Origin of the sequence: Enterobacter dykesii (assembly GCF_008364625.2) — a bacterium.
GTDB classification, from domain to species: Bacteria; Pseudomonadota; Gammaproteobacteria; order Enterobacterales; family Enterobacteriaceae; genus Enterobacter; species Enterobacter dykesii.
Genome location: NZ_CP126604.1, coordinates 2,711,474 through 2,736,402, shown reverse-complemented (window position 1 = coordinate 2,736,402; position 24,929 = coordinate 2,711,474). Strand labels below are relative to the sequence as shown.

25 protein-coding genes are annotated in these 24,929 nt (G+C 55.4%); 14 read left to right on the top strand and 11 right to left on the bottom strand.

Annotation, left to right across the window (positions count from 1 at the left end; translation table 11 throughout):
* The first annotated feature begins 29 nt into the window (after positions 1-29).
* Together ruvA and ruvB are read left to right on the top strand one after the other, a co-directional pair.
* On the top strand, positions 30-644 hold the full coding sequence (gene ruvA, locus F0320_RS13145; protein WP_023312236.1) for a Holliday junction branch migration protein RuvA: 615 nt from the start codon (positions 30-32) through the stop codon (positions 642-644).
* An 8-nt stretch (positions 645-652) separates the two neighbouring features.
* Positions 653-1,663, top strand: a complete 1,011-nt coding sequence (gene ruvB / locus F0320_RS13140; RefSeq protein WP_023312235.1) for a Holliday junction branch migration DNA helicase RuvB — start codon at positions 653-655, stop codon at positions 1,661-1,663.
* Positions 1,664-1,722: 59 nt separating this feature from the next.
* Here ruvB and znuB read toward each other — a convergent pair whose 3' ends face one another.
* On the bottom strand, positions 1,723-2,508 hold the full coding sequence (gene znuB, locus F0320_RS13135) for a zinc ABC transporter permease subunit ZnuB (protein WP_126330153.1): 786 nt from the start codon (positions 2,506-2,508) through the stop codon (positions 1,723-1,725).
* Entirely contained in the window at positions 2,505-3,260 is a 756-nt protein-coding gene (gene znuC / locus F0320_RS13130) for a zinc ABC transporter ATP-binding protein ZnuC (protein ID WP_023312233.1), read from the bottom strand. The genes znuB and znuC overlap by 4 nt, the downstream gene beginning before the upstream one ends.
* Before the next feature lie 77 nt (positions 3,261-3,337).
* Between znuC and znuA the strand changes: the two genes are divergently transcribed.
* From znuA to lpxM, 3 genes are all read left to right on the top strand, one after another.
* The gene (gene znuA, locus F0320_RS13125; protein WP_126330301.1) at positions 3,338-4,282 is read left to right on the top strand and encodes a zinc ABC transporter substrate-binding protein ZnuA; all 945 of its coding nucleotides are present in this window, start codon (positions 3,338-3,340) and stop codon (positions 4,280-4,282) included.
* Between the two features lie 15 nt (positions 4,283-4,297).
* Positions 4,298-5,617, top strand: coding sequence for a murein DD-endopeptidase MepM (gene mepM, locus F0320_RS13120; protein WP_126330151.1), 1,320 nt, complete (start codon positions 4,298-4,300; stop codon positions 5,615-5,617).
* Between the two features lie 121 nt (positions 5,618-5,738).
* On the top strand, positions 5,739-6,710 hold the full coding sequence (gene lpxM, locus F0320_RS13115) for a lauroyl-Kdo(2)-lipid IV(A) myristoyltransferase (protein WP_126330149.1): 972 nt from the start codon (positions 5,739-5,741) through the stop codon (positions 6,708-6,710).
* Positions 6,711-6,755: 45 nt separating this feature from the next.
* Here lpxM and pyk read toward each other — a convergent pair whose 3' ends face one another.
* Both pyk and F0320_RS13105 read right to left on the bottom strand, forming a co-directional pair.
* Positions 6,756-8,198: a pyruvate kinase gene (pyk, locus tag F0320_RS13110; RefSeq protein ID WP_039263653.1), complete on the bottom strand. Its 1,443-nt coding sequence runs from the start codon at positions 8,196-8,198 to the stop codon at positions 6,756-6,758.
* Between the two features lie 140 nt (positions 8,199-8,338).
* A complete protein-coding gene (locus tag F0320_RS13105) occupies positions 8,339-9,208 on the bottom strand; it encodes a MurR/RpiR family transcriptional regulator (protein WP_023312229.1) in 870 nt (289 codons plus the stop codon).
* A 356-nt stretch (positions 9,209-9,564) separates the two neighbouring features.
* Here F0320_RS13105 and zwf point away from each other — a divergent pair, with 356 nt between their 5' ends.
* From zwf to kdgA, 3 genes are all read left to right on the top strand, one after another.
* Positions 9,565-11,040 carry a glucose-6-phosphate dehydrogenase gene (zwf, locus tag F0320_RS13100; RefSeq protein ID WP_023312228.1) on the top strand — a complete coding sequence of 492 codons (1,476 nt, stop codon included), beginning with the start codon at positions 9,565-9,567 and terminating at the stop codon, positions 11,038-11,040.
* 232 nt (positions 11,041-11,272) lie between these two features.
* Positions 11,273-13,084 carry a phosphogluconate dehydratase gene (gene edd, locus F0320_RS13095; RefSeq protein ID WP_126330147.1) on the top strand — a complete coding sequence of 604 codons (1,812 nt, stop codon included), beginning with the start codon at positions 11,273-11,275 and terminating at the stop codon, positions 13,082-13,084.
* 39 nt (positions 13,085-13,123) lie between these two features.
* Positions 13,124-13,765 carry a bifunctional 4-hydroxy-2-oxoglutarate aldolase/2-dehydro-3-deoxy-phosphogluconate aldolase gene (gene kdgA, locus F0320_RS13090; protein WP_047652319.1) on the top strand — a complete coding sequence of 214 codons (642 nt, stop codon included), beginning with the start codon at positions 13,124-13,126 and terminating at the stop codon, positions 13,763-13,765.
* A gap of 41 nt (positions 13,766-13,806) precedes the next feature.
* On the opposite strand, the gene purT is transcribed toward kdgA, so the two are convergent.
* The gene (gene purT, locus F0320_RS13085) at positions 13,807-14,985 is read right to left on the bottom strand and encodes a formate-dependent phosphoribosylglycinamide formyltransferase (RefSeq protein WP_126330145.1); all 1,179 of its coding nucleotides are present in this window, start codon (positions 14,983-14,985) and stop codon (positions 13,807-13,809) included.
* Between the two features lie 171 nt (positions 14,986-15,156).
* Between purT and F0320_RS13080 the strand changes: the two genes are divergently transcribed.
* Together F0320_RS13080 and ptrB are read left to right on the top strand one after the other, a co-directional pair.
* Complete coding sequence (locus F0320_RS13080) at positions 15,157-15,804, top strand: tellurite resistance TerB family protein (protein ID WP_126330143.1); 648 nt, start codon at positions 15,157-15,159, stop codon at positions 15,802-15,804.
* A gap of 85 nt (positions 15,805-15,889) precedes the next feature.
* Entirely contained in the window at positions 15,890-17,950 is a 2,061-nt protein-coding gene (gene ptrB / locus F0320_RS13075; protein WP_126330141.1) for an oligopeptidase B, read from the top strand.
* On the opposite strand, the gene exoX is transcribed toward ptrB, so the two are convergent.
* The 3 genes from exoX to F0320_RS13060 form a co-directional block, all read right to left on the bottom strand.
* Positions 17,947-18,609, bottom strand: coding sequence for an exodeoxyribonuclease X (exoX, locus tag F0320_RS13070; protein ID WP_126330139.1), 663 nt, complete (start codon positions 18,607-18,609; stop codon positions 17,947-17,949). The genes ptrB and exoX overlap by 4 nt on opposite strands.
* A gap of 24 nt (positions 18,610-18,633) precedes the next feature.
* The gene (locus F0320_RS13065; protein WP_126330137.1) at positions 18,634-19,284 is read right to left on the bottom strand and encodes a carbon-nitrogen hydrolase family protein; all 651 of its coding nucleotides are present in this window, start codon (positions 19,282-19,284) and stop codon (positions 18,634-18,636) included.
* Between the two features lie 110 nt (positions 19,285-19,394).
* Positions 19,395-19,625 carry a DNA polymerase III subunit theta gene (locus F0320_RS13060; protein ID WP_008500465.1) on the bottom strand — a complete coding sequence of 77 codons (231 nt, stop codon included), beginning with the start codon at positions 19,623-19,625 and terminating at the stop codon, positions 19,395-19,397.
* A 137-nt stretch (positions 19,626-19,762) separates the two neighbouring features.
* Here F0320_RS13060 and yobA point away from each other — a divergent pair, with 137 nt between their 5' ends.
* From yobA to F0320_RS13045, 3 genes are read left to right on the top strand one after another with little or no spacing between them, the layout of a single operon-like run.
* On the top strand, positions 19,763-20,134 hold the full coding sequence (yobA, locus tag F0320_RS13055) for a CopC domain-containing protein YobA (RefSeq protein WP_126330135.1): 372 nt from the start codon (positions 19,763-19,765) through the stop codon (positions 20,132-20,134).
* Position 20,135: 1 nt separating this feature from the next.
* The gene (copD, locus tag F0320_RS13050) at positions 20,136-21,005 is read left to right on the top strand and encodes a copper homeostasis membrane protein CopD (protein WP_126330133.1); all 870 of its coding nucleotides are present in this window, start codon (positions 20,136-20,138) and stop codon (positions 21,003-21,005) included.
* 16 nt (positions 21,006-21,021) lie between these two features.
* Positions 21,022-21,360, top strand: a complete 339-nt coding sequence (locus tag F0320_RS13045; protein WP_126330131.1) for a YebY family protein — start codon at positions 21,022-21,024, stop codon at positions 21,358-21,360.
* A gap of 440 nt (positions 21,361-21,800) precedes the next feature.
* On the opposite strand, the gene F0320_RS13040 is transcribed toward F0320_RS13045, so the two are convergent.
* On the bottom strand, positions 21,801-22,697 hold the full coding sequence (locus tag F0320_RS13040; protein WP_126330129.1) for a benzoate transporter: 897 nt from the start codon (positions 22,695-22,697) through the stop codon (positions 21,801-21,803).
* Between the two features lie 175 nt (positions 22,698-22,872).
* Positions 22,873-23,814 carry a VirK/YbjX family protein gene (locus F0320_RS13035; RefSeq protein WP_126330127.1) on the bottom strand — a complete coding sequence of 314 codons (942 nt, stop codon included), beginning with the start codon at positions 23,812-23,814 and terminating at the stop codon, positions 22,873-22,875.
* A 166-nt stretch (positions 23,815-23,980) separates the two neighbouring features.
* On the opposite strand from F0320_RS13035, the gene pphA reads away from it, so the two are divergent.
* Positions 23,981-24,625 carry a protein-serine/threonine phosphatase gene (pphA, locus tag F0320_RS13030; RefSeq protein ID WP_126330125.1) on the top strand — a complete coding sequence of 215 codons (645 nt, stop codon included), beginning with the start codon at positions 23,981-23,983 and terminating at the stop codon, positions 24,623-24,625.
* A 34-nt stretch (positions 24,626-24,659) separates the two neighbouring features.
* Here pphA and F0320_RS13025 read toward each other — a convergent pair whose 3' ends face one another.
* Positions 24,660-24,899, bottom strand: coding sequence for a YebV family protein (locus F0320_RS13025; RefSeq protein WP_008500472.1), 240 nt, complete (start codon positions 24,897-24,899; stop codon positions 24,660-24,662).
* Between the last annotated feature and the right edge of the window lie 30 nt (positions 24,900-24,929).

Here is a 24,929-nt window from a genome sequence, read left to right as displayed (position 1 = left end):
TAATTTCTCCCAGAACGCAGGAGCGTCACGTGATAGGCAGACTCAGAGGCATCATCATTGAAAAACAACCCCCGTTAGTGCTGCTGGAAGTGGGTGGCGTGGGCTATGAAGTCCATATGCCGATGACCTGCTTCTACGAGCTGCCGGACGCGGGCAAAGAGGCGATTGTCTTTACCCAGTTTGTGGTGCGTGAAGATGCCCAGCTGCTCTATGGCTTCAATAACAAGCAGGAACGGACCCTGTTCCGTGAGCTGATTAAAACCAACGGCGTCGGTCCGAAGCTGGCGCTGGCGATTTTGTCCGGCATGTCGGCACCACAGTTTGTGAATGCCGTTGAGCGCGAAGATCCTGCGGCGCTGATTAAGCTTCCGGGCATCGGTAAGAAAACCGCCGAGCGCCTGATTGTCGAGATGAAAGACCGCTTTAAAGGTCTGCATGGCGATCTGTTCACTCCGGCAGCTGATTTGGTACTGACCTCTCCTGGCGGCCCTGCGACGGATGATGACGCCGAGCAGGAAGCGGTTGCCGCGCTGGTGGCGCTGGGCTATAAACCTCAGGAGGCCAGCCGCATGGTGAGCAAAATTGCCAAACCGGACGCCAGCAGTGAAACCCTGATTCGTGAAGCGCTGCGCGCTGCATTGTGAGGTAAAGGATGATTGAAGCAGACCGCCTGGTGTCGGCAGGCACTATTCAGGCAGATGACGTGGTGGATCGCGCGATTCGCCCTAAGCTGCTTGATGAGTATATCGGCCAGCCGCAGGTTCGTTCCCAGATGGAGATTTTCATCCAGGCGGCAAAGCTGCGCGGCGATGCGCTCGATCACCTGCTGATTTTTGGCCCTCCCGGTTTAGGGAAAACCACGCTGGCGAATATCGTCGCCAATGAAATGGGCGTCAACCTGCGCACCACATCCGGCCCCGTGCTGGAGAAGGCGGGCGATCTCGCGGCGATGCTGACCAACCTCGAACCGCATGACGTGCTGTTTATCGATGAGATCCACCGCCTGTCGCCGGTGGTGGAGGAAGTGCTCTATCCGGCGATGGAAGATTACCAGCTGGATATCATGATCGGTGAAGGCCCGGCCGCGCGCTCCATCAAAATCGATCTGCCGCCGTTTACCCTGATTGGCGCCACCACCCGCGCCGGGTCGTTGACCTCTCCGCTGCGCGATCGTTTCGGCATCGTGCAGCGTCTTGAGTTTTACCAGGTGGCGGACCTCCAGCACATCGTTGGCCGTAGCGCCCGCTATATGGGGCTCGAAATGAGCGAAGAGGGCGCGTTTGAAGTGGCGAAGCGTTCCCGCGGTACGCCGCGTATCGCCAACCGCCTGCTGCGCCGCGTGCGTGACTTTGCCGAGGTGAAGCACGATGGCTCGATTTCCGCCGAGATCGCTGCCCAGGCGCTGGATATGCTTAACGTCGATGCCGAAGGCTTTGACTATATGGACCGTAAACTGCTGCTGGCGGTGCTGGATAAGTTCTTTGGCGGCCCGGTCGGGTTGGATAACCTGGCTGCGGCTATTGGGGAAGAGCGTGAGACGATTGAAGATGTGCTGGAGCCGTATCTGATCCAGCAGGGTTTCCTGCAGCGCACCCCGCGTGGACGTATGGCAACGGTGCGGGCGTGGAATCATTTCGGCATTACGCCGCCCGCGATGCCGTAATCCTTAATTCCCTCTCCCGGTGGGAGAGGGGCAGAGTGAGGGCATCAGCGCCCTCCATGTTAATTCGCTGTCTTCTTCATCATACTGAGGATAAACAGCACCGCTGCACTAAGCACCACAGACGGCCCCGCAGGCGTGTCGTAGAACGCCGAGAAGGTTAACCCCCCCGTTACCGCAATCATTCCGATAATCACGGCCACGCCGGCCATCTGCTCCGGCGTACGGGCAAAACGACGCGCCGTAGCCGCAGGGATGATCAGCAGCGACGTAATAATCAGCGCGCCGACAAACTTCATTGCGACACCAATCGTTAGCGCTGTCACCAGCATCAGCAGCAGCTTAACGCGCTGCAGCTTCACGCCGTCGACAAACGCCAGATCCGGACTGACGGTCATTGCCAGTAAATTCCGCCACTGCCAGAGCAGAATAGCGAGTACCACCACGACGCCTATGGCGATAGCGATGAGATCCTCCGGCGTCACGGCCAGCAGGTCACCGAAGAGGTAGGCCATCAGATCCACGCGGATGTTCGACATCAGGCTGACCACCACCAGGCCCAGCGACAGGGCACTGTGCGCCATAATACCAAGCAGCGTATCAATAGCGAGGTGAGGGCGCTTCTCCAGCCAGACCAGACCGGCCGCCAGCAGCAGTGTGACCACAATCACCGCGTAGAAGGGGTTTACATCCAGCAGCAGACCAAAGGCAACGCCCAGCAGGGACGCATGCGCCAGGGTATCGCCAAAATAGGACATTCTGCGCCAGACAACAAACGAGCCGAGCGGACCCGCGGCGCAGGCAAGCATAATCCCGGCCAGCCAGCCGGGCAGTAACAGTTCAATCATGAGTGTCCATTTCCCCGACGCAGTACGATTCGTCCCTGCAAATCATGGCGATGATTATGATGATGGCGGTAAATACCCAGCTGTTCAGCGCCGCGTGGGCCGAACATGGAGATAAATTCCGGGTGCATTGACACCACTTCAGGCGTACCGGAGCAGCAGATATGGTGGTTGAGACACAGCACTTCGTCGGTTTTTGCCATCACCAGATGGAGATCGTGAGACACCATCAGCACGGCGCAATCAAGCTCCCGGCGCAGCTGGTCGATCAAATCATAAAGCGCAACCTGACCATTCACATCCACACCCTGAGTCGGTTCATCCAGTACCAGCAGCTGCGGGCTGCTCAGCAGCGCGCGGGCAAGTAAAACACGCTGAGTTTCACCGCCGGACAGTTTTTGCAGCGGCGCATCGACAAGATGGCCCGCCTGCACGCGTTTCAGCGCCGGAAGAATATCGGCTTTACGAGTGCCGGGGCGCAGACGCAGGAAACGGCTGACCGTCAGCGGCAGCGTGGCGTCGAGGTGTAGTTTTTGCGGCACATAGCCAATACGCAATTTTTCCTCGCGCTTAATCACGCCTTCATCGGGTGCGACCAGACCCAGCACCACGCGCACCAGGGTGGATTTGCCTGCGCCATTGGGGCCGAGCAGCGTCAGAATTTTGCCGGGCTTCAGATCGAGCGACACGTCAGAGAGGACGCGGCGCTGGCCAAATGAGACCGAAATATTTTCAAGAGAAACCAATGTCGTCATGTCATTTTAAGCTTGAAGAAGTCAACGAATGTTATAATATCACATTCCACGCATTCACTACGATGATTAGTCGCATTATGTTACATAAAAATACGCTTCTTTTCGCAGCATTATCTGCTGCCCTTTGGGGGACAACCGCACAAGATGTTAACGCTGCGGTTGTCGCTTCGCTTAAGCCACTTGGATTCATCGCGTCCGCCATTGCCGACGGCGTAACGGAGACCCAGGTTCTGCTCCCTGATGGTGCTTCTGAGCATGACTATTCCCTGCGCCCGTCAGATGTAAAACGCTTACAAAACGCGGACTTAGTTGTCTGGATTGGTCCTGAAATGGAAGCGTTCATGCAGAAGTCAGCAAAACAGGTGGCGGGTGAAAAACAGGTCGCGATTGCCGACCTCCCCGGCGTGAAACCGTTACTCATGAAAGGGGCGGATGACGACGGAGACGAACATGACCATCATGCTGCAGACGGTGAAAAAGGTGATGAAGATCACCATCACGGCGAGTACAACATGCATCTTTGGTTATCCCCAGAGATAGCGCGGCTTTCAGCGGTTGCAATCCACGACAAATTAGTGGAACTTATGCCGCAAAGTCGAGCCAAACTAGACGCCAACCTGAAGGATTTTGAGGCACAATTAGCCGCAACCGATAAGCAGGTAGGTAATGAGCTCGCACCGTTGAAAGGAAAAGGGTATTTCGTTTTTCATGACGCCTACGGCTATTACGAAAAACATTACGGTTTGACCCCGCTGGGCCACTTCACCGTCAACCCTGAAATTCAGCCTGGTGCGCAGCGTTTACATGAAATCAGAACACAGTTGGTTGAGCAAAAAGCGACATGCGTTTTTGCTGAGCCACAGTTCAGGCCAGCGGTCGTAGAAGCCGTGGCCAGGGGAACATCCGTGCGCATGGGAACCCTTGACCCGCTAGGTACGAATATCCAGTTGAGCAAAGCGAGCTATTCGCAGTTCCTCAGCCAACTGGCGAACCAGTATGCGAGCTGCCTGAAAGGAGAATAACGAGGAAGTGAATACGTGCAACAGATAGCCCGCTCTGTCGCCCTGGCATTTAACAATCTGCCTCGACCCCACCGCGTTATGCTGGGGTCGCTTACAGTTCTCACCTTAGCGGTCGCCGTCTGGCGGCCCTATGTTTACCACCCGAGTTCTGCCCCTATCATCAAAACCATTGAGCTTGAAAAGAGCGAAATCCGTTCTTTGCTGCCTGAAGCCAGTGAGCCTATTGACCAGGCGGCTCAGGAAGATGAAGCCATCCCGCAGGATGAGCTGGACGATAAAACCGAGAACGAAGCGGGTATCCACGAATATGTTGTCTCTACCGGGGACACGCTGAGCAGCGTGCTGAACCAGTACGGCATCGACATGGGTAATATCAGCCAGCTGGCGGCTGCGGATAAAGATCTTCGTAACCTGAAAATCGGACAACAGCTCTCCTGGACACTAACGGCGGATGGCGATCTCCAGCGTCTGACCTGGGAAATGTCCCGCCGCGAAACCCGCACCTACGATCGCACTGCAAACGGTTTCAAGATGACCAGCGAACTGCAGAAGGGTGACTGGGTTAATAGTGTTCTGAAAGGCACCGTGGGCGCGAGCTTTGTCTCCAGCGCGCGCGATGCGGGCCTGACCAGCGCTGAAATCAGCTCGGTGATCAAAGCCATGCAGTGGCAGATGGATTTCCGCAAGCTGAAGAAGGGCGATGAGTTCTGCGTCCTGATGTCCCGCGAAATGCTGGACGGCAAGCGCGAGCAAAGCCAGCTGCTGGGCGTACGTCTGCGCTCCGAAGGCAAAGATTACTACGCGATCCGCGCCGAAGACGGTAAGTTCTACGACCGCAGCGGTACGGGCCTTGCGAAAGGCTTCCTGCGCTTCCCGACGGCAAAACAGTTCCGCGTCTCCTCGAACTTTAACCCGCGTCGTCTGAACCCGGTAACCGGGCGCGTCGCGCCGCACCGTGGCGTTGACTTCGCCATGCCGCAGGGCACGCCGGTACTGGCGGTAGGGGATGGTGAAGTGGTGGTGGCCAAGCGTAGCGGTGCCGCCGGATATTATGTCGCGGTACGTCATGGCCGCACTTATACGACCCGCTACATGCACCTGCGTAAGCTGCTGGTGAAGCCGGGCCAGAAGGTGAAGCGTGGTGACCGTATCGCGATCTCCGGCAATACCGGACGCTCTACCGGCCCGCACCTGCACTATGAAGTGTGGATCAACCAACAGGCAGTGAACCCGCTGACGGCGAAACTGCCGCGCACCGAAGGCCTGACAGGTAAAGATCGTACTGATTATCTGGCGCAGGTGAAAGAGGTGATACCGCAGCTGAGCTTAAACTAAGCCCTCTGTTTTTGTTAAAAAAGCCGGCGCACACTGACGCCGGCTTTTTCTTTTGTGCGTGGACGACTGCCTCGCTACACTATCTGAATAAAATTTTGCGTCATCAGACCCTGGATCCAGCATGGAAACCAAAAAAAACAATATTGAATACATTCCTGAGTTTGAAAAATCCTTCCGCCATCCGCGCAACTGGGGCGCTTGGCTTGGTGTCTACGCCTTTGCGGGGATGGCGTTACTGCCTGCTTCCGTTCGCGATCCCGTTTTGGGGAAAATTGGCCGTCTGGCCGGGCGTTTAGGCAAGAGCGCCCGCCGTCGCGCGCAGATCAACCTCTATTACTGTTTTCCTGAGAAAAGCGACGCCGAGCGCGAGGCAATCATTGATGAGATGTACACCACCGCGCCGCAGGCCATGGCGATGATGGCTGAACTGGCGCTGAAAGGGCCGGATAAAATCGTCGATCGCGTTGACTGGAAAGGGCTGGACATCATCGAGGAGATGCGCCGCAACGACGAGAAAGTCATTTTCCTTGTCCCCCACGGCTGGGGCGTTGATATTCCGGCGATGCTGATGGCGTCTCAGGGCCAGAAAATGGCGGCGATGTTCCATAACCAGGGAAATAAAATCTACGATTTTGTCTGGAATACGGTGCGTCGTCGTTTTGGCGGACGTTTGCACGCGCGTAACGATGGCATTAAGCCCTTCATTCAGTCGGTGCGTCAGGGTTACTGGGGCTACTATCTGCCGGATCAGGACCACGGCCCTGAACACAGCGAGTTTGTCGATTTCTTTGCGACCTACAAAGCAACGCTTCCCGCGATCGGTCGCCTGATGAAAGTCTGTCGTGCCCGCGTGATCCCGCTGTTTCCGGTGTATGACGGTAAAACGCATCGCCTGAGTATTGAGGTTCGTCCGCCGATGGACGATCTGCTGACCGCGGACGACCACACGATCGCGCGTCGAATGAACGAAGAGGTGGAAATCCTGGTGGGGCCGCATGCCGAACAGTACACGTGGATCCTGAAGCTGCTTAAAACGCGTAAGCCAGGTGAAACAGAGCCCTATAAACGCAAAGATCTTTATCCGAAGAAATAAAAAAAGCCCTCTCCATCTGGAGAGGGCTTTTTAACATAGGCGTTATTACTCGACGGTCATGACGCGCGTGGTGTTTGTTGAGCCGATGGTGCTCATCACGTCGCCCTGGGTCACAATGACGATATCACCGGACACCAGATAGCCTTTGTCGCGCAGTAGGTTTACGGCATCGTGTGCCGCAGCTACGCCGTCACTGGTGCTGTCGAAGTGAACCGGCGTCACGCCGCGGTACAGCGCCGTCAGGTTCAGGGTGCGTTCGTGACGGGACATGGCGAAGATCGGCAGGCCAGAGCTGATACGAGAGGTCATCAGCGCGGTGCGGCCAGATTCGGTCATGGTGATGATCGCGGTAACGCCCTTCAGGTGGTTTGCCGCGTACATCGCAGACATCGCAATCGCTTCTTCCACGTTGTCGAACTGCACGTCCAGACGGTGTTTAGAGACGTTGATGCTTGGGATCTTTTCAGCGCCCAGGCAGACGCGCGCCATGGCGGCCACGGTTTCTGCCGGATACTGGCCCGCAGCGGTTTCCGCAGAGAGCATCACCGCATCGGTGCCGTCCAGCACGGCGTTAGCCACGTCCATAACTTCTGCACGGGTTGGCATTGGGTTGGTGATCATCGATTCCATCATCTGCGTGGCGGTGATCACCGCGCGGTTCAGCTGACGTGCGCGACGAATGAGCGCTTTCTGGATACCGACCAGCTCAGGATCGCCGATTTCCACGCCCAGGTCACCGCGCGCAACCATCACCACGTCAGAGGCGAGGATCACGTCGTCCATGGCATCCTGATCGCAAACGGCTTCGGCGCGTTCAACTTTCGCGACGATTTTAGCATCGCAGCCTGCATCCCGTGCCAGGCGACGCGCATAGTTCAGATCTTCGCCGCAGCGCGGGAAGGAGACCGCCAGATAGTCAACGCCGATCAGCGCAGCCGTCACGATGTCCGCTTTGTCTTTATCGGTAAGCGCTTCAGCAGAGAGGCCGCCACCCAGTTTGTTGATGCCTTTATTGTTGGAGAGCGGGCCGCCGACGGTGACTTCGGTGAACACTTTCATGCCCTGAACTTCCAGCACCTTCAGCTGTACGCGACCGTCGTCGAGCAGCAGGATATCGCCAGGTACCACGTCAGCCGGCAGGCCTTTATAGTCGATACCGACTTTCTCTTTATCGCCTTCGCCTTTGCCCAGGTTGGCATCAAGCAGGAATTTGTCGCCGATATTGAGGAAAACTTTACCCTCTTTAAAGGTTGATACGCGGATTTTTGGACCCTGCAAATCGCCGAGGATAGCAACGTGGCGGCCCAGTTTGGCTGCGATTTCACGCACTTTATCGGCACGTAACTTATGGTCTTCTGGCGTACCGTGAGAGAAGTTCATGCGCACCACGTTGGCGCCGGCGGCGATAATTTTCTCAAGATTATTATCGCGATCGGTAGCCGGGCCTAAGGTGGTTACGATCTTGGTTCTGCGAAGCCTTCTGGACATGTAATACTCCGTTGACTGAAACAACTTTGGTGTTGCGTGAACATTGAATCGGCCTTCATCTGCTGCAAGGCAGCGGAGAGGGGACCGAATGCCGTAAATCGTTACATCGTAATTATTGGTTACGTCTTCGTTATCAACTATCAGGGAACATCGCTCTTTATAAGCAATTCTTTATCAAAACGCGATTCCTTCAGCGCTTCCTTGACCCGCTTCAAGTTATCCCGGAATTTTGCGCCCCGGCGTAAGGTAAAACCGGTTGCCAGCACGTCAATCACGGTGAGCTGCGCCAGACGGGAAACCATCGGCATATAAATGTCGGTGTCTTCCGGCACGTCGAGGGTGATCGCCAGCGTCGCCTCACGGGCCAGCGGCGTGCCTGCCGTGGTGAGGGCAATCACCATGGCATCGTTTTCACGGGCCAGCTGCGCCAGCTCTACCTGACTCTTGGTGCGGCCGGTATGCGAAATCAGTACCACGACGTCATCTTCACTGCAATTCATACAGCTCATGCGTTGCAGCACAATGTCATCGGAATAAATAACCGGGACGTTAAAGCGGAAAAATTTGTTCATGGCGTCATGCGCCACGGCTGCCGACGACCCGAGACCAAAGAACGCAATCCGCTTGGCCTGGGTGAGCAAATCCACCGCGCGATTCACGGAACTCATGTCCAGAGACTGGCGCACGTGGTCAAGCGAAGCCATAGCCGATTCAAAAATTTTCGCGGTATAGGCATCAACGCTGTCGTCTTCATCCACATTACGATTAACATATGGGGTGCCGTTAGCCAGACTTTGTGCCAGATGCAGTTTAAAATCAGGAAAGCCGCGCGTTTCGAGGCTGCGGCAAAAGCGATTGACCGTCGGTTCGCTAACACCCGCTTCCTGTGCCAGAGCGGCGATGCTTGAATGAATCGCCTGAGCGGGGGAGGCGAGAATGACCTCGGCCACTTTTCGCTCGGATTTGCTAAGGTGTTCCAGTTGAAACTGGATTTTTTCCAGCATGTTCATGTTAACAGGACGCTCATGGGTGTAAACGATTTCATAAATTGATGAAATCGTGATTCGATTTAGCCGATATTACCCTTGTGGCTTCCATTAAGGGTAACAATCGACAAGATAATGTTGTTGTTTTTTTTCATTACTTGATCGGTGTCGGGTTTTGCTGTGACCCTGTTGCGCAAAGAAACGACGGTTGTTGCGTCATTGCGCCGTCGTAATCCTCCAAAGGGGGGAAAATCGCGTTATCGCACGCGACGATAAGCGCTAATGGTTTCGGGAATGACGTAAAAGCAGTACAGTGCATTGTAATAAAATTACAACGATACCTGGCAGAAGTACCAGGTGATCCAACTGAGGAGAATGACATGGCGGTAACGCAAACAGCCCAGGCATGTGACCTGGTCATTTTCGGCGCGAAAGGCGATCTTGCACGCCGAAAATTGCTGCCTTCCCTGTATCAACTGGAGAAAGCGGGCCAAATTCATCCGGATACCCGTATCCTGGGTGTCGGGCGCGCTGACTGGGACAAGGACGCTTATACCAAAGTCGTCCGCGAGGCGCTCGAAACTTTCATGAAAGAAAAAATTGATGAAAGTTTGTGGGATACCCTGAGTGGACGCCTCGATTTCTGCAACCTGGACGTCAATGACGTCAGCGCGTTTACCCGCTTAGGCGCGATGCTGGATCAGAAAAACCGTGTCACCATTAACTATTTCGCCATGCCGCCAAGCACCTTCGGCGCCATCTGCAAAGGTCTGGGCGAAGCCAAACTGAACGCCAAACCGGCGCGCGTCGTGATGGAGAAGCCGCTAGGGACGTCGCTGGCAACCTCCCGTGAAATCAACGACCAGGTGGGCGAGTTCTTTGAAGAGTGCCAGGTCTACCGTATCGACCACTATCTCGGTAAAGAGACGGTACTGAACCTGCTGGCGCTGCGTTTCGCTAACTCCCTGTTTGTGAATAACTGGGACAACCGCACTATCGACCACGTGGAAATCACCGTGGCGGAAGAGGTCGGGATTGAAGGTCGCTGGGGTTACTTTGACCAGGCCGGTCAGATGCGCGACATGATCCAGAACCACCTGCTGCAAATTCTGTGCATGATTGCCATGTCTCCACCGTCTGACCTGACGGCTGACAGCATCCGTGACGCAAAAGTGAAAGTGCTGAAGTCACTGCGCCGCATCGACCGCTCCAACGTGCGTGAGAAGACCGTCCGCGGCCAGTACACCGCCGGGTTTGCGCAAGGCAAAAAAGTGCCGGGCTACCTGGAAGAAGAGGGCGCGAACAAGTCCAGCAACACCGAGACGTTCGTGGCGATCCGCGTGGATATCGACGACTGGCGTTGGGCGGGCGTTCCGTTCTACCTGCGCACCGGTAAACGTCTGCCGGCCAAATGTTCCGAAGTGGTTGTTTACTTCAAAAACCCGGAACTGAACCTGTTCAAAGAGTCCTGGCAGGAACTGCCGCAGAACAAACTGACCATTCGTCTGCAGCCGGACGAAGGGGTGGATATCCAGATCCTGAACAAAGTGCCGGGGCTGGATCATAAACACAACCTGCAGACCACCAAGCTGGATCTGAGCTACTCCGAAACCTTCAATCAGACGCACCTGGCCGATGCTTACGAGCGTCTGCTGCTGGAAACCATGCGCGGTATCCAGGCGCTCTTTGTGCGCCGCGATGAGGTGGAAGAGGCGTGGAAATGGGTCGACTCCATCACCGAAGCCTGGGCTGCCGATCAGGATGCGCCAAAACCGTATCAGGCGGGTACATGGGGACCTGTCGCGTCGGTGGCGATGATCACCCGCGATGGCCGCTCCTGGAACGAATTTGAGTAAGATAATCCTCTAGCTCGAAAGTGTTATTTTACCGGTAACATGATCTAACACAGCTAGTGGCACAATTTTCAACTTTTAAGCTCCGCGTGGATTCACCCGCGGAGCTTTTTTTATTACACTGCCGGAAGTGATTTTGCCCCTGAGCTCCGGACAGCAAGCGTTTCAGCGTTGTTAACAACTGCCAGCGACTTTGTAAACTCCCGAGCCGGACAGATAATTTAGAGGAGCTTTTATGAATCCGACACTGTTACGCGTAACACAGCGCATTATCGAGCGCTCGAAAGAGACCCGTTCGGCCTACCTCGCCCGGATTGAACAGGCAAAGAGCAGCACCGTCCACCGATCTCAGCTGGCCTGCGGGAACCTGGCGCACGGCTTCGCCGCCTGCCAGCCTGATGATAAAGCGTCGCTGAAAAGCATGTTGCGTAACAATATCGCCATCATTACCTCCTATAACGATATGCTTTCCGCCCACCAGCCGTATGAGGTCTATCCCACTATCATCCGTAACGCGCTGCACAGCGTGAATGCGGTGGGCCAGGTGGCGGGCGGCGTACCTGCTATGTGTGACGGCGTGACGCAGGGGCAGGACGGCATGGAGCTGTCCCTGCTGAGCCGCGAAGTAATTGCGATGTCTGCCGCGGTGGGCCTGTCACACAATATGTTTGATGGCGCGCTGTACCTCGGCGTGTGCGACAAGATTGTCCCGGGCCTGGTGATGGCGGCGCTGTCGTTTGGGCATCTGCCTGCGATCTTCGTCCCGTCCGGCCCAATGGCGAGCGGTCTGCCGAACAAAGAAAAAGTGCGTATTCGCCAGCTGTATGCGGAAGGGAAAGCAGACCGTCAGGCGCTGCTGGAGGCGGAAGCCGCGTCCTATCATGCGCCGGGGACCTGTACGTTCTACGGTACGGCTAACACTAACCAGATGGTGGTGGAGTTTATGGGGATGCAGCTTCCGGGTTCGTCCTTTATCCAGCCGGATGCGCCGCTGCGCAAGGCGCTGACCGAGGCCGCGGCCCGTCAGGTTACGCGTCTGACCGGCAACGGCAACGAATGGATGCCGATGGGCAAAATGGTCGACGAAAAAGTCATCGTCAACGGAATTGTCGCGCTGCTGGCAACCGGGGGGTCAACCAACCACACCATGCATCTGGTGGCCATGGCGCGTGCGGCGGGCATTCTGATTAACTGGGATGACTTCTCTGAGATCTCTTCCGTGGTGCCGCTGATGGCGCGCCTATACCCGAACGGTCCGGCGGATATCAACCACTTCCAGGCCGCAGGCGGCGTACCGCTGCTGATGCGCGAGCTGCTGAAAGGCGGACTGCTGCATGAAGACGTGAATACCGTGGCGGGCTTTGGCCTGCAGCGCTACACCCAGGAGCCGTGGCTGAACAACGGCGAGCTGGACTGGCGTGAAGGGGCGAGCGCCTCTCTTGATGCGCAGGTGATTGCCACCATCGACAAACCGTTCTCTCCTCATGGCGGCACCAAAGTGCTGAGCGGCAACCTCGGCCGCGCGGTGATGAAGACCTCTGCCGTACCGGAAGAGAACCAGGTTATCGAAGCGCCGGCGGTGGTGTTTGAAAGCCAGCATGACGTATTACCCGCCTTTGACGCCGGTCTTCTTGATAAAGACTGCGTGGTGGTGGTGCGTCACCAGGGGCCTAAAGCCAACGGGATGCCAGAATTACATAAACTTATGCCACCACTTGGTGTATTATTGGACCGCCGTTTCAAAATTGCGTTAGTCACTGATGGACGCCTCTCCGGGGCATCCGGTAAAGTGCCTTCAGCCATCCACGTGACGCCTGAAGCCTACGACGGCGGGTTGCTGGCGAAAGTACGCGACGGTGACATGATCCGCGTGAACGGCCAGACGGGCGAGTTAACCCTGCTGGTGGATGAATCCGAGCTGGCGGCACGTCAGCCTCATATTCCTGACCTGAGCGCATCGCGCGTGGGGACCGGACGCGAAATGTTCAGCGCGCTGCGTGAGAAACTCTCCGGTGCGGAGCAGGGCGCAACCTGTATTACGTTTTAAGACGACTTGATTTTAACGATCTGGCGAGAGAAAACTCTGATGAAAAACTGGAAAACAAGTGCAGAAGCAATCCTGACCACTGGCCCTGTCGTGCCGGTTATCGTGGTAAACAAGCTGGAGCACGCTGTACCGATGGCGAAAGCGCTGGTAGCGGGCGGCGTTCGCGTTCTGGAAGTGACCCTGCGCACCGCCTGCGCGATGGATGCTATCCGCGCTATCGCGAAAGAAGTGCCGGACGCCATCATCGGTGCGGGTACCGTGACGAACGCAAAACAGCTGGCTGAAGTGACCGAAGCGGGCGCGCAGTTTGCCATCAGCCCGGGCCTGACCGAGCCGCTGCTGAAAGCCGCCACCGAAGGTACCATTCCGCTGATCCCTGGCATCAGCACCGTCTCTGAACTGATGCTGGGCATGGACTACGGTCTGAAAGAGTTCAAATTCTTCCCGGCTGAAGCAAACGGTGGCACCAAAGCGCTGCAGGCGATTGCGGGTCCCTTCTCGCAGGTACGCTTCTGCCCGACGGGCGGTATCTCTCCTGCCAACTACCGTGACTACCTGGCGCTGAAAAGCGTGCTGTGCATCGGCGGTTCATGGCTGGTTCCGGCGGATGCGCTGGAAGCGGGCGACTGGGATCGCATTACCAAACTGGCTCGCGAAGCGGTTGAAGGCGCGAAACAGTAAGTTAATCGCAGCATGAAAAACGGGCCTTTTGGCCCGTTTTTTTATCCCTCTACCTTGACGCTCGCAGCGGCCGCTTTCGCTCTCGCCACGGCGTCGTCAACGTTATCCCCGGTAGCTAATGCCACGCCAAGACGGCGAGTTCCGTCGATCTCCGGCTTGCCGAACAAACGTACCTGCAATCCTGCGCCCACCGCCCCGTCGACGTTATCAAACGTGACGTTCTGGCTGGTTAACTGCGGCAGGATCACCGCCGAGGCGGCCGGACCATACTGACGAACACCGCCGACGGGCAGGCCGAGGAAGGCGCGCACGTGCAGGGCGAACTCGGAGAGATCCTGCGAAATCAGCGTGACCATGCCGGTGTCATGCGGGCGAGGGGATACTTCGCTGAAAATCACTTCATCACCGCGTACAAACAGCTCCACGCCGAACAGGCCATAGCCGCCCAGCGCCAGGACGGTTTTACGGGCGATCTCCTGAGCACGCTCCAGCGCCAGGGCGCTCATCTGCTGCGGCTGCCAGGATTCGCGGTAATCGCCATCTTCCTGACGGTGGCCAATCGGGTCGCAGAAATGGACTCCGTCAACGGCGCTGACGGTCAGCAGGGTGATTTCGAAATCAAACTTCACGACGCCTTCGACGATCACGCGTCCGGCTCCGGCACGGCCACCCTGCTGGGCATAATCCCACGCGTTATCCAGCGCGCTGCTGTCGCGAATAAAGCTTTGTCCTTTACCGGAGGAGCTCATCACCGGCTTAACGATGCACGGGTAGCCAATCTCCTCGACGGCCTGCAGAAACGCGGCCTTATCGCCAGCAAAACGATAGCTCGAGGTGGGCAATTCCAGCTCTTCCGCCGCGAGGCGACGAATGCCTTCGCGGTTCATGGTCAGCTTTGCGGCTTTCGCGCAGGGCACCACGCGCTGGCCTTCCTGCTCCAGGGCGATCAGCGTATCGGTGGCAATAGCTTCAATTTCCGGCACGACAAAATCAGGTTTCTCGCGCGTAATCAGTTCGCGAAGGGCGTCGCCATCCAGCATGTTAATCACATAAGAACGATGGGCGACGTGCATGGCTGGGGCGTCGGCGTAACGGTCTACGGCAATGACTTCCACACCTAAACGCTGGCACTCGATGGCGACCTCTTTTCCCAGCTCGCCCGATCCCAACAGCATCACTCGCGTCGCTGCAGGTCGCAGCGCAGTTCCTAAACGAATCATAACAATCCCCCTGAAAAAGTTGCGCGCAGTATAAACGAAAACGTTTGCGTCTGTCTTGTACATGGCCAGGTGAAGGGAGAAGAAATTTGCGCTTCTTTAGCCCGTCCAGACATTTCCTGACGCCCGCTCGCTTACGCTGTGGAATATGTTCACCGTTAAGTGAGGGAAACCATGTCTGGCTGGTTAAATCAATTGCAATCCCTGTTAGGGCAGAAAACATCGTCTGGCGAACGGGACCTCAGCAAACTGCTGGTACCCGGGGCGCTCGGCGGGCTGGCAGGCCTGCTGGTCGCGAATAAATCCTCGCGCAAGCTGCTGGCTAAGTACGGGACAGGCGCACTGCTGGCCGGTGGGGGCGCCATCGCGGGCACCGTGCTGTGGAATAAATACAAGGACAGAGTTAGGACCGCGCACAGCGATGAACCGCATTACGGCGAGCACACCTCGCCGCTGGATCTGCGTACCGAGCGGCTCATTCTTGCGCTGGTTTTTGCCGCGAAAAGTGACGGGCATATTGACGATAAAGAGCGAGCGGCGATCGAGCAGCAGCTGCGTGAAGCCGGCGTTGAAGAGAAGGGCAGAACGCTGGTGGCGCAGGCCATCGAGCAGCCTCTGGAGCCGCAGCGTCTGGCGCAAAGCGTGAAAAATGAGGAAGAGGCGCTTGAACTCTATTTCCTCAGCTGCGCCGCCATCGATATCGATCACTTTATGGAGCGGAGCTACCTTAACGCCCTGGGCGATGCGTTAAAGATCCCACAAGACGTGCGTGAAGGCATTGAGCGGGACATCCGGGAGCAAAAACAGGCGTTACAGGGATAGTTCTCGCCGTTGCGACCCTGTTTCGCTTGCATCATGCGTGGGTTTTGCCAACCTTATAGGGTGTAAAACGAAAAAGAATGATGACATGCCACCGAAAGCCCGACGTACTCCTTATGCGATCACCACGCATGGCGATACGCGTATAGACAACTATTACTGGCTACGGGACGATTCTCGCTCCCGGCCAGAGGTACTCGACTACCTGCACGAGGAAAACGACTATGGCCGCAAGGTCATGTCCAGCCAGCAGACGCTTCAGGACCAGCTGCTGAATGAAATGGTGCAGCGTATTCCCCAGCGCGATATCTCCGCGCCCTGGACCAAAAATGGCTATCGCTATCGCCATATTTACGAGCCCGGCAATGAGTATCCTATTTACCAGCGTCAGTCGGTGTTAAGCGCCGAATGGGATGCGTGGGATATTCTGCTGGATGCCAACCAGCGCGCCGCCCACAGCGAGTTTTATACCCTGGGCGGCATGTCCATTTCCCCTGACAACGCGGTGATGGCGCTGGCGGAGGATTACCTCTCCCGTCGCCAGTACGGCCTGCGGTTTCGCAATCTGGACACCGGCAACTGGTATCCGGAAATGCTGGAAAACGTCTCCCCGGATTTTGTCTGGGCGAATGATTCCGAGACGGTTTACTACGTCAAAAAGCACGCGTCAACGCTGCTCCCTTACCAGGTGTGGCGACATACCGTGGGAACGGACTCCGCTGACGACGAGCTGGTTTACGAAGAGAAAGACGAAACGTTTTATGTCAGCCTGCATAAAACTTCCTCACGCCACTATGTGATTATCTTCCTTGCCAGCGCGACGACGTCGGAAGTTCTGCTGCTGGATGCCGAACTGCCGGACGCCCAGCCGCTCTGTTTCCTGCCGCGCCGCAAGGATCACGAGTACAGCCTGGATCACTTCCAGCACAGCTTTTATTTGCGCTCCAATCGCGAGGGCAAAAACTTTGGTCTCTATAAAACCAAAGTGCGCGATGAGCGCAAGTGGGAGGTGCTTATCCCCGCGCGGGATCAGGTGATGCTGGAAGGGTTCACCCTCTTTACCGACTGGCTGGTGGTGGAAGAGCGTCAGCGCGGGCTGACCAGTATCCGGCAAATCAACCGAAAAACCCGGGAAGTGGTGGGGATTGCATTCGATGACCCGGCCTACGTGACGTGGATTGGTTTCAACCCTGAACCCGAATCGTCGCGGTTGCGCTACGGCTACTCCTCCATGACCACGCCGGACACCCTGTTTGAGCTGGATATGGATACCGGGCAGCGGCAAGTGATTAAACAGACCGAGGTCAAAGGGTTTGAGTCCGAAAACTACCGCAGCGAGCACCTGTGGGTTACCGCTCGCGATGGCGTTGAGGTCCCGGTCTCGCTCGTCTATCACAAAGGCCATTTCCAGAAAGGCAAAAACCCGATCCTGGTGTACGGCTATGGCTCGTATGGCTCAAGCATGGATGCCGATTTCAGCAGCAGTCGGTTAAGCCTGCTCGATCGCGGCTTTGTTTTCGCCATCGCCCACATTCGCGGCGGCGGTGAGCTGGGCCAGAACTGGTATGAAGACGGGAAATTCCTTAAAAAGAAAAATACCTTCAATGACTACCTCGACGTCTGTGATGCGCTGATTGAGCAGGGCTACGGCGCTCCGCAGCTATGCTTTGGCATGGGGGGCAGCGCGGGCGGCATGCTGATGGGGGCGGTCATCAACCAGCGTCCCGATCGCTTTAAGGGGATTGTCGCGCAGGTACCGTTTGTCGATGTGGTCACGACTATGCTCGATGAATCCATTCCCCTTACCACCGGGGAGTTTGAGGAGTGGGGAAATCCGCAGGATGAGATGTACTACCGCTATATGAAAGAGTACAGCCCGTACGATAACGTGGAGGCGCAAGCCTACCCGCATATGCTGGTCACCACCGGTTTGCATGATTCTCAGGTGCAATACTGGGAGCCGGCAAAATGGGTAGCGAAACTGCGAGAGCTGAAAACCGATGACAACCTGCTGCTGCTGTGTACCGACATGGATTCCGGACACGGGGGTAAATCGGGCCGATTTAAATCGTACGAAGGCGTTGCCCTGGAATATGCCTTTTTAATAGGCCTGGCGCAGGAAACGCTGCCAGGCCGTGCAGAGCGTTAAGCATCGCCCAGATAATGTTTCAGCGTTAAGCGCAGCTCCGGGCTCATTCTGTCGAGGTTGTTATACAGCCAGCGCAAATAGCCCGGATCTTTATCCGCCACCTCGGACACCGGCTTTCCGCGATATTTACCAAAGGTAAATATGGTCAGCAGCGCGGGACGTCCGGTGATCGTCGCCATATCATCCGGTGTCCAGCCAGAGATATTCATAATATCAATCAGCAGCGCGGCGGTGATATAGCAGTCATACAGCGCGCGGTGATGGTGAAGCCCCTCAGGGGTACGGACGCTGAGCTTGCGGGACTTGTACAGCGCCATGTTGCTGTATTTAATCCCCGGCCAGAGACGACGCGCCAGCTTCATGGTGCAAATCCATTCCCCCGGCATTTCAGGCAACACCCGGCGGTCAAAGCTGGCGTTATGCGCGACGTACCACGGGCTACCGTAGTAGTGGGGAATGATCTCTTCGATCCACGGCTTATCCGCCACCATCGATTCGGTAATGCGATGGATAGCCATCGCCTGAGGGCTGATGGGGCGATCGGGACGCACCAGATGGCTCATGGGGTTGACGATTTTACCATCAACCACGTCGACAGAGGCCACTTCCACTATTCCGCCCTGAAGATCGCAAGTTTCGGTATCGATGACGCGCAGCATTGAAAACTCCTGAGCTTAAAACGCCTAGCCTAAAGGAATGATATCGCCTTGCCAACCCTCTCCGCCGAGCGTGCCGGTCACCAGAAGCTCGCCCTTATCCGCGCGCACGATCAGCTGGCCTTTTTCATCCCACAGCGCGCTGCCGCCGCAGGCGTTCGCCATCAGCACCGCAATGGCATATTTATGCGCGAAGCGCTGCAGGTTACTGATGGACTGCCGCCAGCGATTATCCCCCACCGACTGGCAGCTGGTAACAAGCGTTGCTCTGGGATCGAGATTGGGAGAATCGGGATGTGCATCAAGGATGCTAAGGTGCTTGTCCCCCGGCACCAGGCTGGCTCCGCGCCCTTGCGGATAGCGCAAAATGCGATGGCGAGCAGGCGAAAACAGCACCAGGCCTTTCTGGCGCTGCCCATCCTGTTCCAGAGGGAGTCCTGCAATGACGGTAATCTGGTAAAAATGTGCTGCATTAAGCAGCGGCTCCAGCTGCGCGTCATCGGGTGGGGGAGGTAGCGTCGGAGCGCCAGAGCCCGTTAATGAGAGTTCAGGGAAAACCAGCAGATCACACCGCTGCCGTGCTGCTTCGGCGATGAAGCGCAGGTGGTGCTTAACATGGTCATCTACAGTCTGATGCAGCCCGCCATACTGGGCTGCCGCTATATTCCAATGTGACATCGTGACTTCCTTATACACTGAGTCGCAGAGATTTAAGAATACACCTAAAATAATCAGGGTTTTCTTATCCTGCCAGATTCCGCGTAAGGAAGTGTAACGACTCGTTAAGCTTATTTAACTTTAGGCTCGTACGGTAAACGGGAGAGGTTGACCGAGGCAAGGCGGTGGGCGATGAGTCTTTCGCGAAACCAGTCGCGCAGATGGGCGGGCTGTTCCCGTTCCACGACTTCAGCCACGACGGGCATGTTGTAACGCTCTTTGAACGCGACGCCAGCGGCAGCGAGATCGACATTCACTTTATCCATCTCGTCCTGCGGAAGGGCGGCCAGATTGATCTTCATTACCTTCTCCTTTTTCTGCGGCGGCAACGTTACCGCGATTGCACGACGATGACAAGCGGAGGCAGGATGATCCTCGACTCGTTTATTATACAGAGTTATTCTTTAGCATACAGACATAACAAAAAGGAATGATTGCGATGGGTTTCTCCACCTCCCGCGCGGTATGCGCACTGGTTTTTGTAGCCTCGATAATGATGGCGCCCTCCGCGCTGGCACATGCACATCTTAAACAGCAGAGCCCGGCAGCGGACAGCGTGGCGAGCGCTCCGCAGGCACTTACGCTGAATTTTTCAGAAGGCATCGAACCGGGATTTAGCGGTGTGGTGGTGACGGATGCACAAAAGCAGGTCATCAAAACGGGAACCGCCACGCGCGACGAACAGAACAAAGCGCAACTCACCGTGCCGCTGGAACAAACGCTGACGTCAGGGACGTACCAGGTAGACTGGCACGTGGTCTCCGTGGACGGCCATAAAACCAAAGGCAGCTATCACTTTAGCGTGAAATAGCATGCTGGCGCTGTGTTATATCGGGTTGCGCTTTATCCATTTCGGGGCGCTGATGCTTGTTTTTGGCAACGCGCTTTACAGCGTCTGGTTTGCGCCTTCCTCTCTCCACCGTCTGATGTCCCGGCGCTTCCAGTCGCAGCAGAAAGTGGCGGCCTTAGTGAGCCTGGCGGCTGCGGTCCTGATGTTTATGCTGCAGGGCGGATTGATGGGCAACGGCTGGGGAGATGTGTTTGCGCCACAGGTCTGGTTCAGCGTGATGGGAACCCGTTTTGGCGGCGTCTGGCTGTGGCAAATGATCCTCGCTGCGATAACGGTCGGCGCAGCATGGCTCGCACCGCTGAAAGGTTCGCGGCTGCTGCTGCTCGCAATGGGACAGCTTATCCTGCTGGCTGGGGTAGGGCACGCGGCGATGAACGACGGTCCGATGGGGGCGCTGCAGCGTCTTAATTATGCTATTCACCTGATCTGCGCCGCCACCTGGCTCGGCGGATTACTGCCTCTGCTGTTCTGCATGCGCCTGGCGAAAGGACGCTGGCAGAATGCCGCCATCTTTACCATGATGCGTTTCTCGCGCGTGGGGCATTACGCCGTTGCGGGCGTGCTGCTCACCGGCGTGATAAATACGCTCATGATACTGGGTGTCCATATTCCCTGGCAGGCTGGCTACGTGCGGTTTTTGTTGTTCAAATGTGCGCTGGTGGCGTTGATGGTGGTAATTGCGCTGGCAAATCGGTATTTTCTGGTGCCACGGTTTCGTCCGGAGAGCGGACGAGCACAACAGATTTTTATCAGGATGACACAGGCAGAAGTGGTGCTGGGAGCGCTGGTGCTGGCAACGGTCAGTCTGTTCGCCACCTGGGAACCCTTCTGACAAGGTTAAATATCATATGAAAAAGACAGTACTTTCTCTCATATTGCTGGCCTGTACGGGAAGCGCGCTTGCCGCACCGCAGGTTATCACCGTCAGCCGTTTTGAAGTGGGTAAGGACAAATGGGCGTTCAATCGCGAAGAGGTGATGCTGACCTGCCGTCCTGGTCATGCACTGTATGCCATCAACCCGAGCACGCTGGTGCAATACCCGCTGAATGATAACGCAGAGCAGCAGGTAGCCAGCGGCAAGAGCAGCGGCCAGCCGATTAGCATTATTCAGATCGATGACCCGTCGCATCCGGGACAAAAAATGAGTCTGGCACCGTTTATTGAGCGCGCCGACAAGCTCTGCTAACGTTCGGGTTTCCAATAAAAAACCGCAGATGCTTGCGAAAGCACTGCGGTTTTTCACTTTTAATGATGCTCTGGCGCTTTTTTTCCGACCGCTTTAGCTGTGGACTGGAAAACCTGGCGTCGTCATCTATTCTTAAAAGGCAAGGCGACTTAGCCTGCATTAATGCCAACTTTTAGCGCACGGCTCTCTCCCAAGAGCCATTTCCCTGGACCGAATACAGGAATCGTATTCGGTCTCTTTTTATCTGTATGTTTTTCAAAGCATTGTTCGGTGTTGACTCTAACTTACCCGAAACTTTCTCGAACATTCCATATCCTGTCTAAACCATAACATACTCATGACCGCGTGCGTCCAGGGTTTTTTGGGATCTTTGTTAAAATTTTGTGGTAGAGCGACCGCTGAGCAAACGCCCTCTGCGGTGCGAAAGGGCAACCCGTAAGTTAAATAATGAACGCGCTGAATTTGTCTTTGTGGCGGACAATGTACTCCGGGAAGTTTTCAACCGTTAGCTCTTGCTTGATTAACGTCCTGTCGCGCCCCCAGATATCTTCCGCGTTTTTAATGACCTTCATGATGTGTTCCGGGTTGTTAAACTCAGGAAGATCGTATTCGGTATGGGATATGGTCGACATTTTTTCTGAGATGCGCTCGGGTGTCATTACCCAAGAGAAATGCCAGCCACCATTTTCAATGATGCTGTTGTTAATCTTGAACCAGTTCCACTTTAGCCAGGACCAGTTTTTAACGCTTCGGGTGCGTTTAAGATTCCTGAATGATTCAGGTTCGCCGCCAAAGAAACTAACGAGATTTTTATATTGTGTGGCTCTCGGTAATTTGCATTTTCTTGGCGTGTTATCAGTATTAAAAACCTGCAGGTTGAACTGATAATTATAGAAATTCTGATAAATAGTGGTGCAGAGCTTTTTGGGATTTATCGATGCTACCACCTGGGGTGAAAATATCTCATCGACATCGGAAACTAAAATCAAATCATCATCGTTGGCATGCGTCAAACCCTGCATGATGGCATTCCTCTGCGCGGCTTCATTTGCCCACGCATCCACCACCATACCCTCTGGCAGACCCGGAATCACTTCTCGGGCCGGATGAGATTCTTCAGCGGCTTTCGTAATCGGTTCTTTATCATGCACAACGTAGATAATTTTATCTTTAAACTGACTGTATTTATTAATGTCAAAATGCAGCTGCCTCTTTTTACCGGTAAAGGTATGCGTTGACTCAACGATAACGAAGCGATCGACAACGTCCGCGAGCGTGTTCAGCCTGATTTCGAGAAGCATATCTTCATCGTAATATAAGAAGCAGTCATAGATCATTACCGAAGTCCCTCATTTTTTGCGCCCACATTGCGCTTTTCCCAACGCATTCGCCGGTATCATTTCGCGCAATGCTAACTGAGCGCACTCGCCCTGTGCAAGAGTGCACTGCTTTATCATTCCTCTTTTAAACAGAATGCATCCGCTATGCAGTGGGCGAAGGCGCCAGCCGGGCTTAAAAATGGGACTTAACGGATGCCTCTATTTCATCGAGCAGCTCAAAGCGACGGCGGTATTCGGCACGTTTTTTACTGGCAATCTCTTCAAGCGATTTACGCTCCATCTGCAGCGGCAGCTGCCAGCAGAAGGCCGAAAGCTTTTTACCGTCCAGTGATGCCCAAAATTCATCGTAGCTGGCGTGGAAATGGCGGCCTTTGCTCAGGCGATATCGCAACGCGCGGAAAACGTGCCCTTCATCGCTGACGGCAAAAATCGCCCGGACAGATGACTGCGCAGCCAGCTGAAAAAGAACTTCCATTAACACGCGCTTAGGGAACAGGCCGTGGCAGGCGCGGGTGGCCTGTTTAATGACATCTCGCGATACGCAGCGACGGGGCCCCTGAAGCCCGCCGATGACTATGACTTGCTGACCGTTACTGCGCGCGACGCTAAAGGTCAGACTGGCCAGCAGCGTATCCTCGTTGTCGCGGAGCCACAGCGTGCTTTCGCCTTCGCGCTCGGCTTTCCCGGCAGAGGATGCATTGACCGTATAGGTTACACCGTCTTTGGCATGGAAATGCACAACGGCTTGCTCCTGTGGGCTGCTCAGGGCCTGAGCGAGACCGCTCTCTTTCAGGCTATCAATCCAGGAGTAATGGTTGACGATAGCGTCGGCGCGATCGTTAGCCGTCAGGCCGCGCATCAGATACTGTCGGTGGGTCTTGCTGGGCAACGTAATTTGAGAGGCCAGCAGTCTGTCAAAATCGTCGCGCCCCGAAAGGGCTTCCAGCATGCGATGGGTGGAAGACCAGAACAGAAGCGAGCGTAAAAGGAACTTCAGGCGATATTCGCGTTTGCGCCAGATCGGCCCCGGCACGCGTTTGCCGTTCACCAGCTCGGAAATAATATTTGTGCGATGCGGATAAAAAACATCGTTATGCAGGTGCGTATTAGACACGTGATGACCCCTCTTTTTTTATACCCTTATTCTAAAGAGCCAATAAAAAGGGATTAATAGCGCGAGGATCTTTATTTCTGTTTGGTTTACCGTTTGTTTCACTTCGTGACGACCGCGCCTGTCTGTCGCCTTTTCTGCGGCGGCTATACTGTTTAAAGGAGGTTCTATGTATCAGCGAATTGAAGGTGGGATGTGGCGTCACGTCTGGGTTGTCAGCGATATACACGGTTGTTACCAGTGGCTTATGGATGAGCTTAAACGCCGTCATTTTAACCCATATGAGGATTTACTTATTTCAGTCGGGGATGTGATCGATCGTGGCCCTGATAGCGTTAAATGCCTGCAGTTAATTCATGAAAAATGGTTTCGTGCCGTGCGGGGAAACCATGAGCAAATGGCTCTCGACAGTCTGGATAATAACGATTTTTCACTCTGGACGATGAATGGCGGAATATGGTTTTCGCATCTTGAACGCGACCAGCAACAGTTGGCCCTATCGTTGCTCAATGCCTGTCGCGATTTACCGCATATCATCGAGATAACCTGTGCGAACGGTCTGAATGTGATAGCCCATGCTGATTATCCGGCCGCGGAATACCGGTGGCAAAAACCGGTTAGTCCCCAGCGCGTTTTATGGAACCGCGACAGGCTGATGGGATTTATGGTGGGCAAAGGAGAGGGCATCAGCGGCGCGGATCATTTCTGGTTTGGGCATACGCCCCTCGACAGAAGGTATGATTTTAATAATCTTCACTACATTGATACGGGGGCAGTTTTCGACGGTTACTTCACGCTGGCGCAGCTGCAGTAATAAATAACCCGCCTTCGGGCGGGTTCTCTTTAGGTCAGGCAAGACGCATGACCCAGGCATCGGTTTTACTATCGTAATGCTCACGGTAAAGGACAGAATGTTCGCCATCAAGTATTGCCGGGACGCTGGTGTCTGCATCCCATGCATCGAGCTGCATGCACAAATCCGGGTCGGATTTGCAGGGAATACTTAACGTTCGATCGCCTTGTGCTTCGCCGCGCAGCTCTGCGTCGTCGATCTCAAAAGCGCCAATACGCACGCTGGTTTTCGTCATAGTGCTCTCCGGGTCGGTTGTCAAAATCTG

Excerpts from the sequence above, each read along its gene's own strand:
- ruvB (WP_023312235.1), top strand. The coding sequence starts at position 653 with ATGATTGAAGCAGACCGCCTGGTGTCGGCAGGCACTATTCAGGCAGAT.
- znuB (WP_126330153.1), bottom strand. The coding sequence starts at position 2,508 with ATGATTGAACTGTTACTGCCCGGCTGGCTGGCCGGGATTATGCTTGCC.
- znuC (WP_023312233.1), bottom strand. The coding sequence starts at position 3,260 with ATGACGACATTGGTTTCTCTTGAAAATATTTCGGTCTCATTTGGCCAG.
- znuA (WP_126330301.1), top strand. The coding sequence starts at position 3,338 with ATGTTACATAAAAATACGCTTCTTTTCGCAGCATTATCTGCTGCCCTT.
- lpxM (WP_126330149.1), top strand. The coding sequence starts at position 5,739 with ATGGAAACCAAAAAAAACAATATTGAATACATTCCTGAGTTTGAAAAA.
- pyk (WP_039263653.1), bottom strand. The coding sequence starts at position 8,198 with ATGTCCAGAAGGCTTCGCAGAACCAAGATCGTAACCACCTTAGGCCCG.
- F0320_RS13105 (WP_023312229.1), bottom strand. The coding sequence starts at position 9,208 with ATGAACATGCTGGAAAAAATCCAGTTTCAACTGGAACACCTTAGCAAA.
- zwf (WP_023312228.1), top strand. The coding sequence starts at position 9,565 with ATGGCGGTAACGCAAACAGCCCAGGCATGTGACCTGGTCATTTTCGGC.
- edd (WP_126330147.1), top strand. The coding sequence starts at position 11,273 with ATGAATCCGACACTGTTACGCGTAACACAGCGCATTATCGAGCGCTCG.
- kdgA (WP_047652319.1), top strand. The coding sequence starts at position 13,124 with ATGAAAAACTGGAAAACAAGTGCAGAAGCAATCCTGACCACTGGCCCT.
- purT (WP_126330145.1), bottom strand. The coding sequence starts at position 14,985 with ATGATTCGTTTAGGAACTGCGCTGCGACCTGCAGCGACGCGAGTGATG.
- F0320_RS13080 (WP_126330143.1), top strand. The coding sequence starts at position 15,157 with ATGTCTGGCTGGTTAAATCAATTGCAATCCCTGTTAGGGCAGAAAACA.
- ptrB (WP_126330141.1), top strand. The coding sequence starts at position 15,890 with ATGCCACCGAAAGCCCGACGTACTCCTTATGCGATCACCACGCATGGC.
- exoX (WP_126330139.1), bottom strand. The coding sequence starts at position 18,609 with ATGCTGCGCGTCATCGATACCGAAACTTGCGATCTTCAGGGCGGAATA.
- F0320_RS13065 (WP_126330137.1), bottom strand. The coding sequence starts at position 19,284 with ATGTCACATTGGAATATAGCGGCAGCCCAGTATGGCGGGCTGCATCAG.
- F0320_RS13060 (WP_008500465.1), bottom strand. The coding sequence starts at position 19,625 with ATGAAGATCAATCTGGCCGCCCTTCCGCAGGACGAGATGGATAAAGTG.
- yobA (WP_126330135.1), top strand. The coding sequence starts at position 19,763 with ATGGGTTTCTCCACCTCCCGCGCGGTATGCGCACTGGTTTTTGTAGCC.
- copD (WP_126330133.1), top strand. The coding sequence starts at position 20,136 with ATGCTGGCGCTGTGTTATATCGGGTTGCGCTTTATCCATTTCGGGGCG.
- F0320_RS13045 (WP_126330131.1), top strand. The coding sequence starts at position 21,022 with ATGAAAAAGACAGTACTTTCTCTCATATTGCTGGCCTGTACGGGAAGC.
- F0320_RS13040 (WP_126330129.1), bottom strand. The coding sequence starts at position 22,697 with ATGATCTATGACTGCTTCTTATATTACGATGAAGATATGCTTCTCGAA.
- pphA (WP_126330125.1), top strand. The coding sequence starts at position 23,981 with ATGTATCAGCGAATTGAAGGTGGGATGTGGCGTCACGTCTGGGTTGTC.
- F0320_RS13025 (WP_008500472.1), bottom strand. The coding sequence starts at position 24,899 with ATGACGAAAACCAGCGTGCGTATTGGCGCTTTTGAGATCGACGACGCA.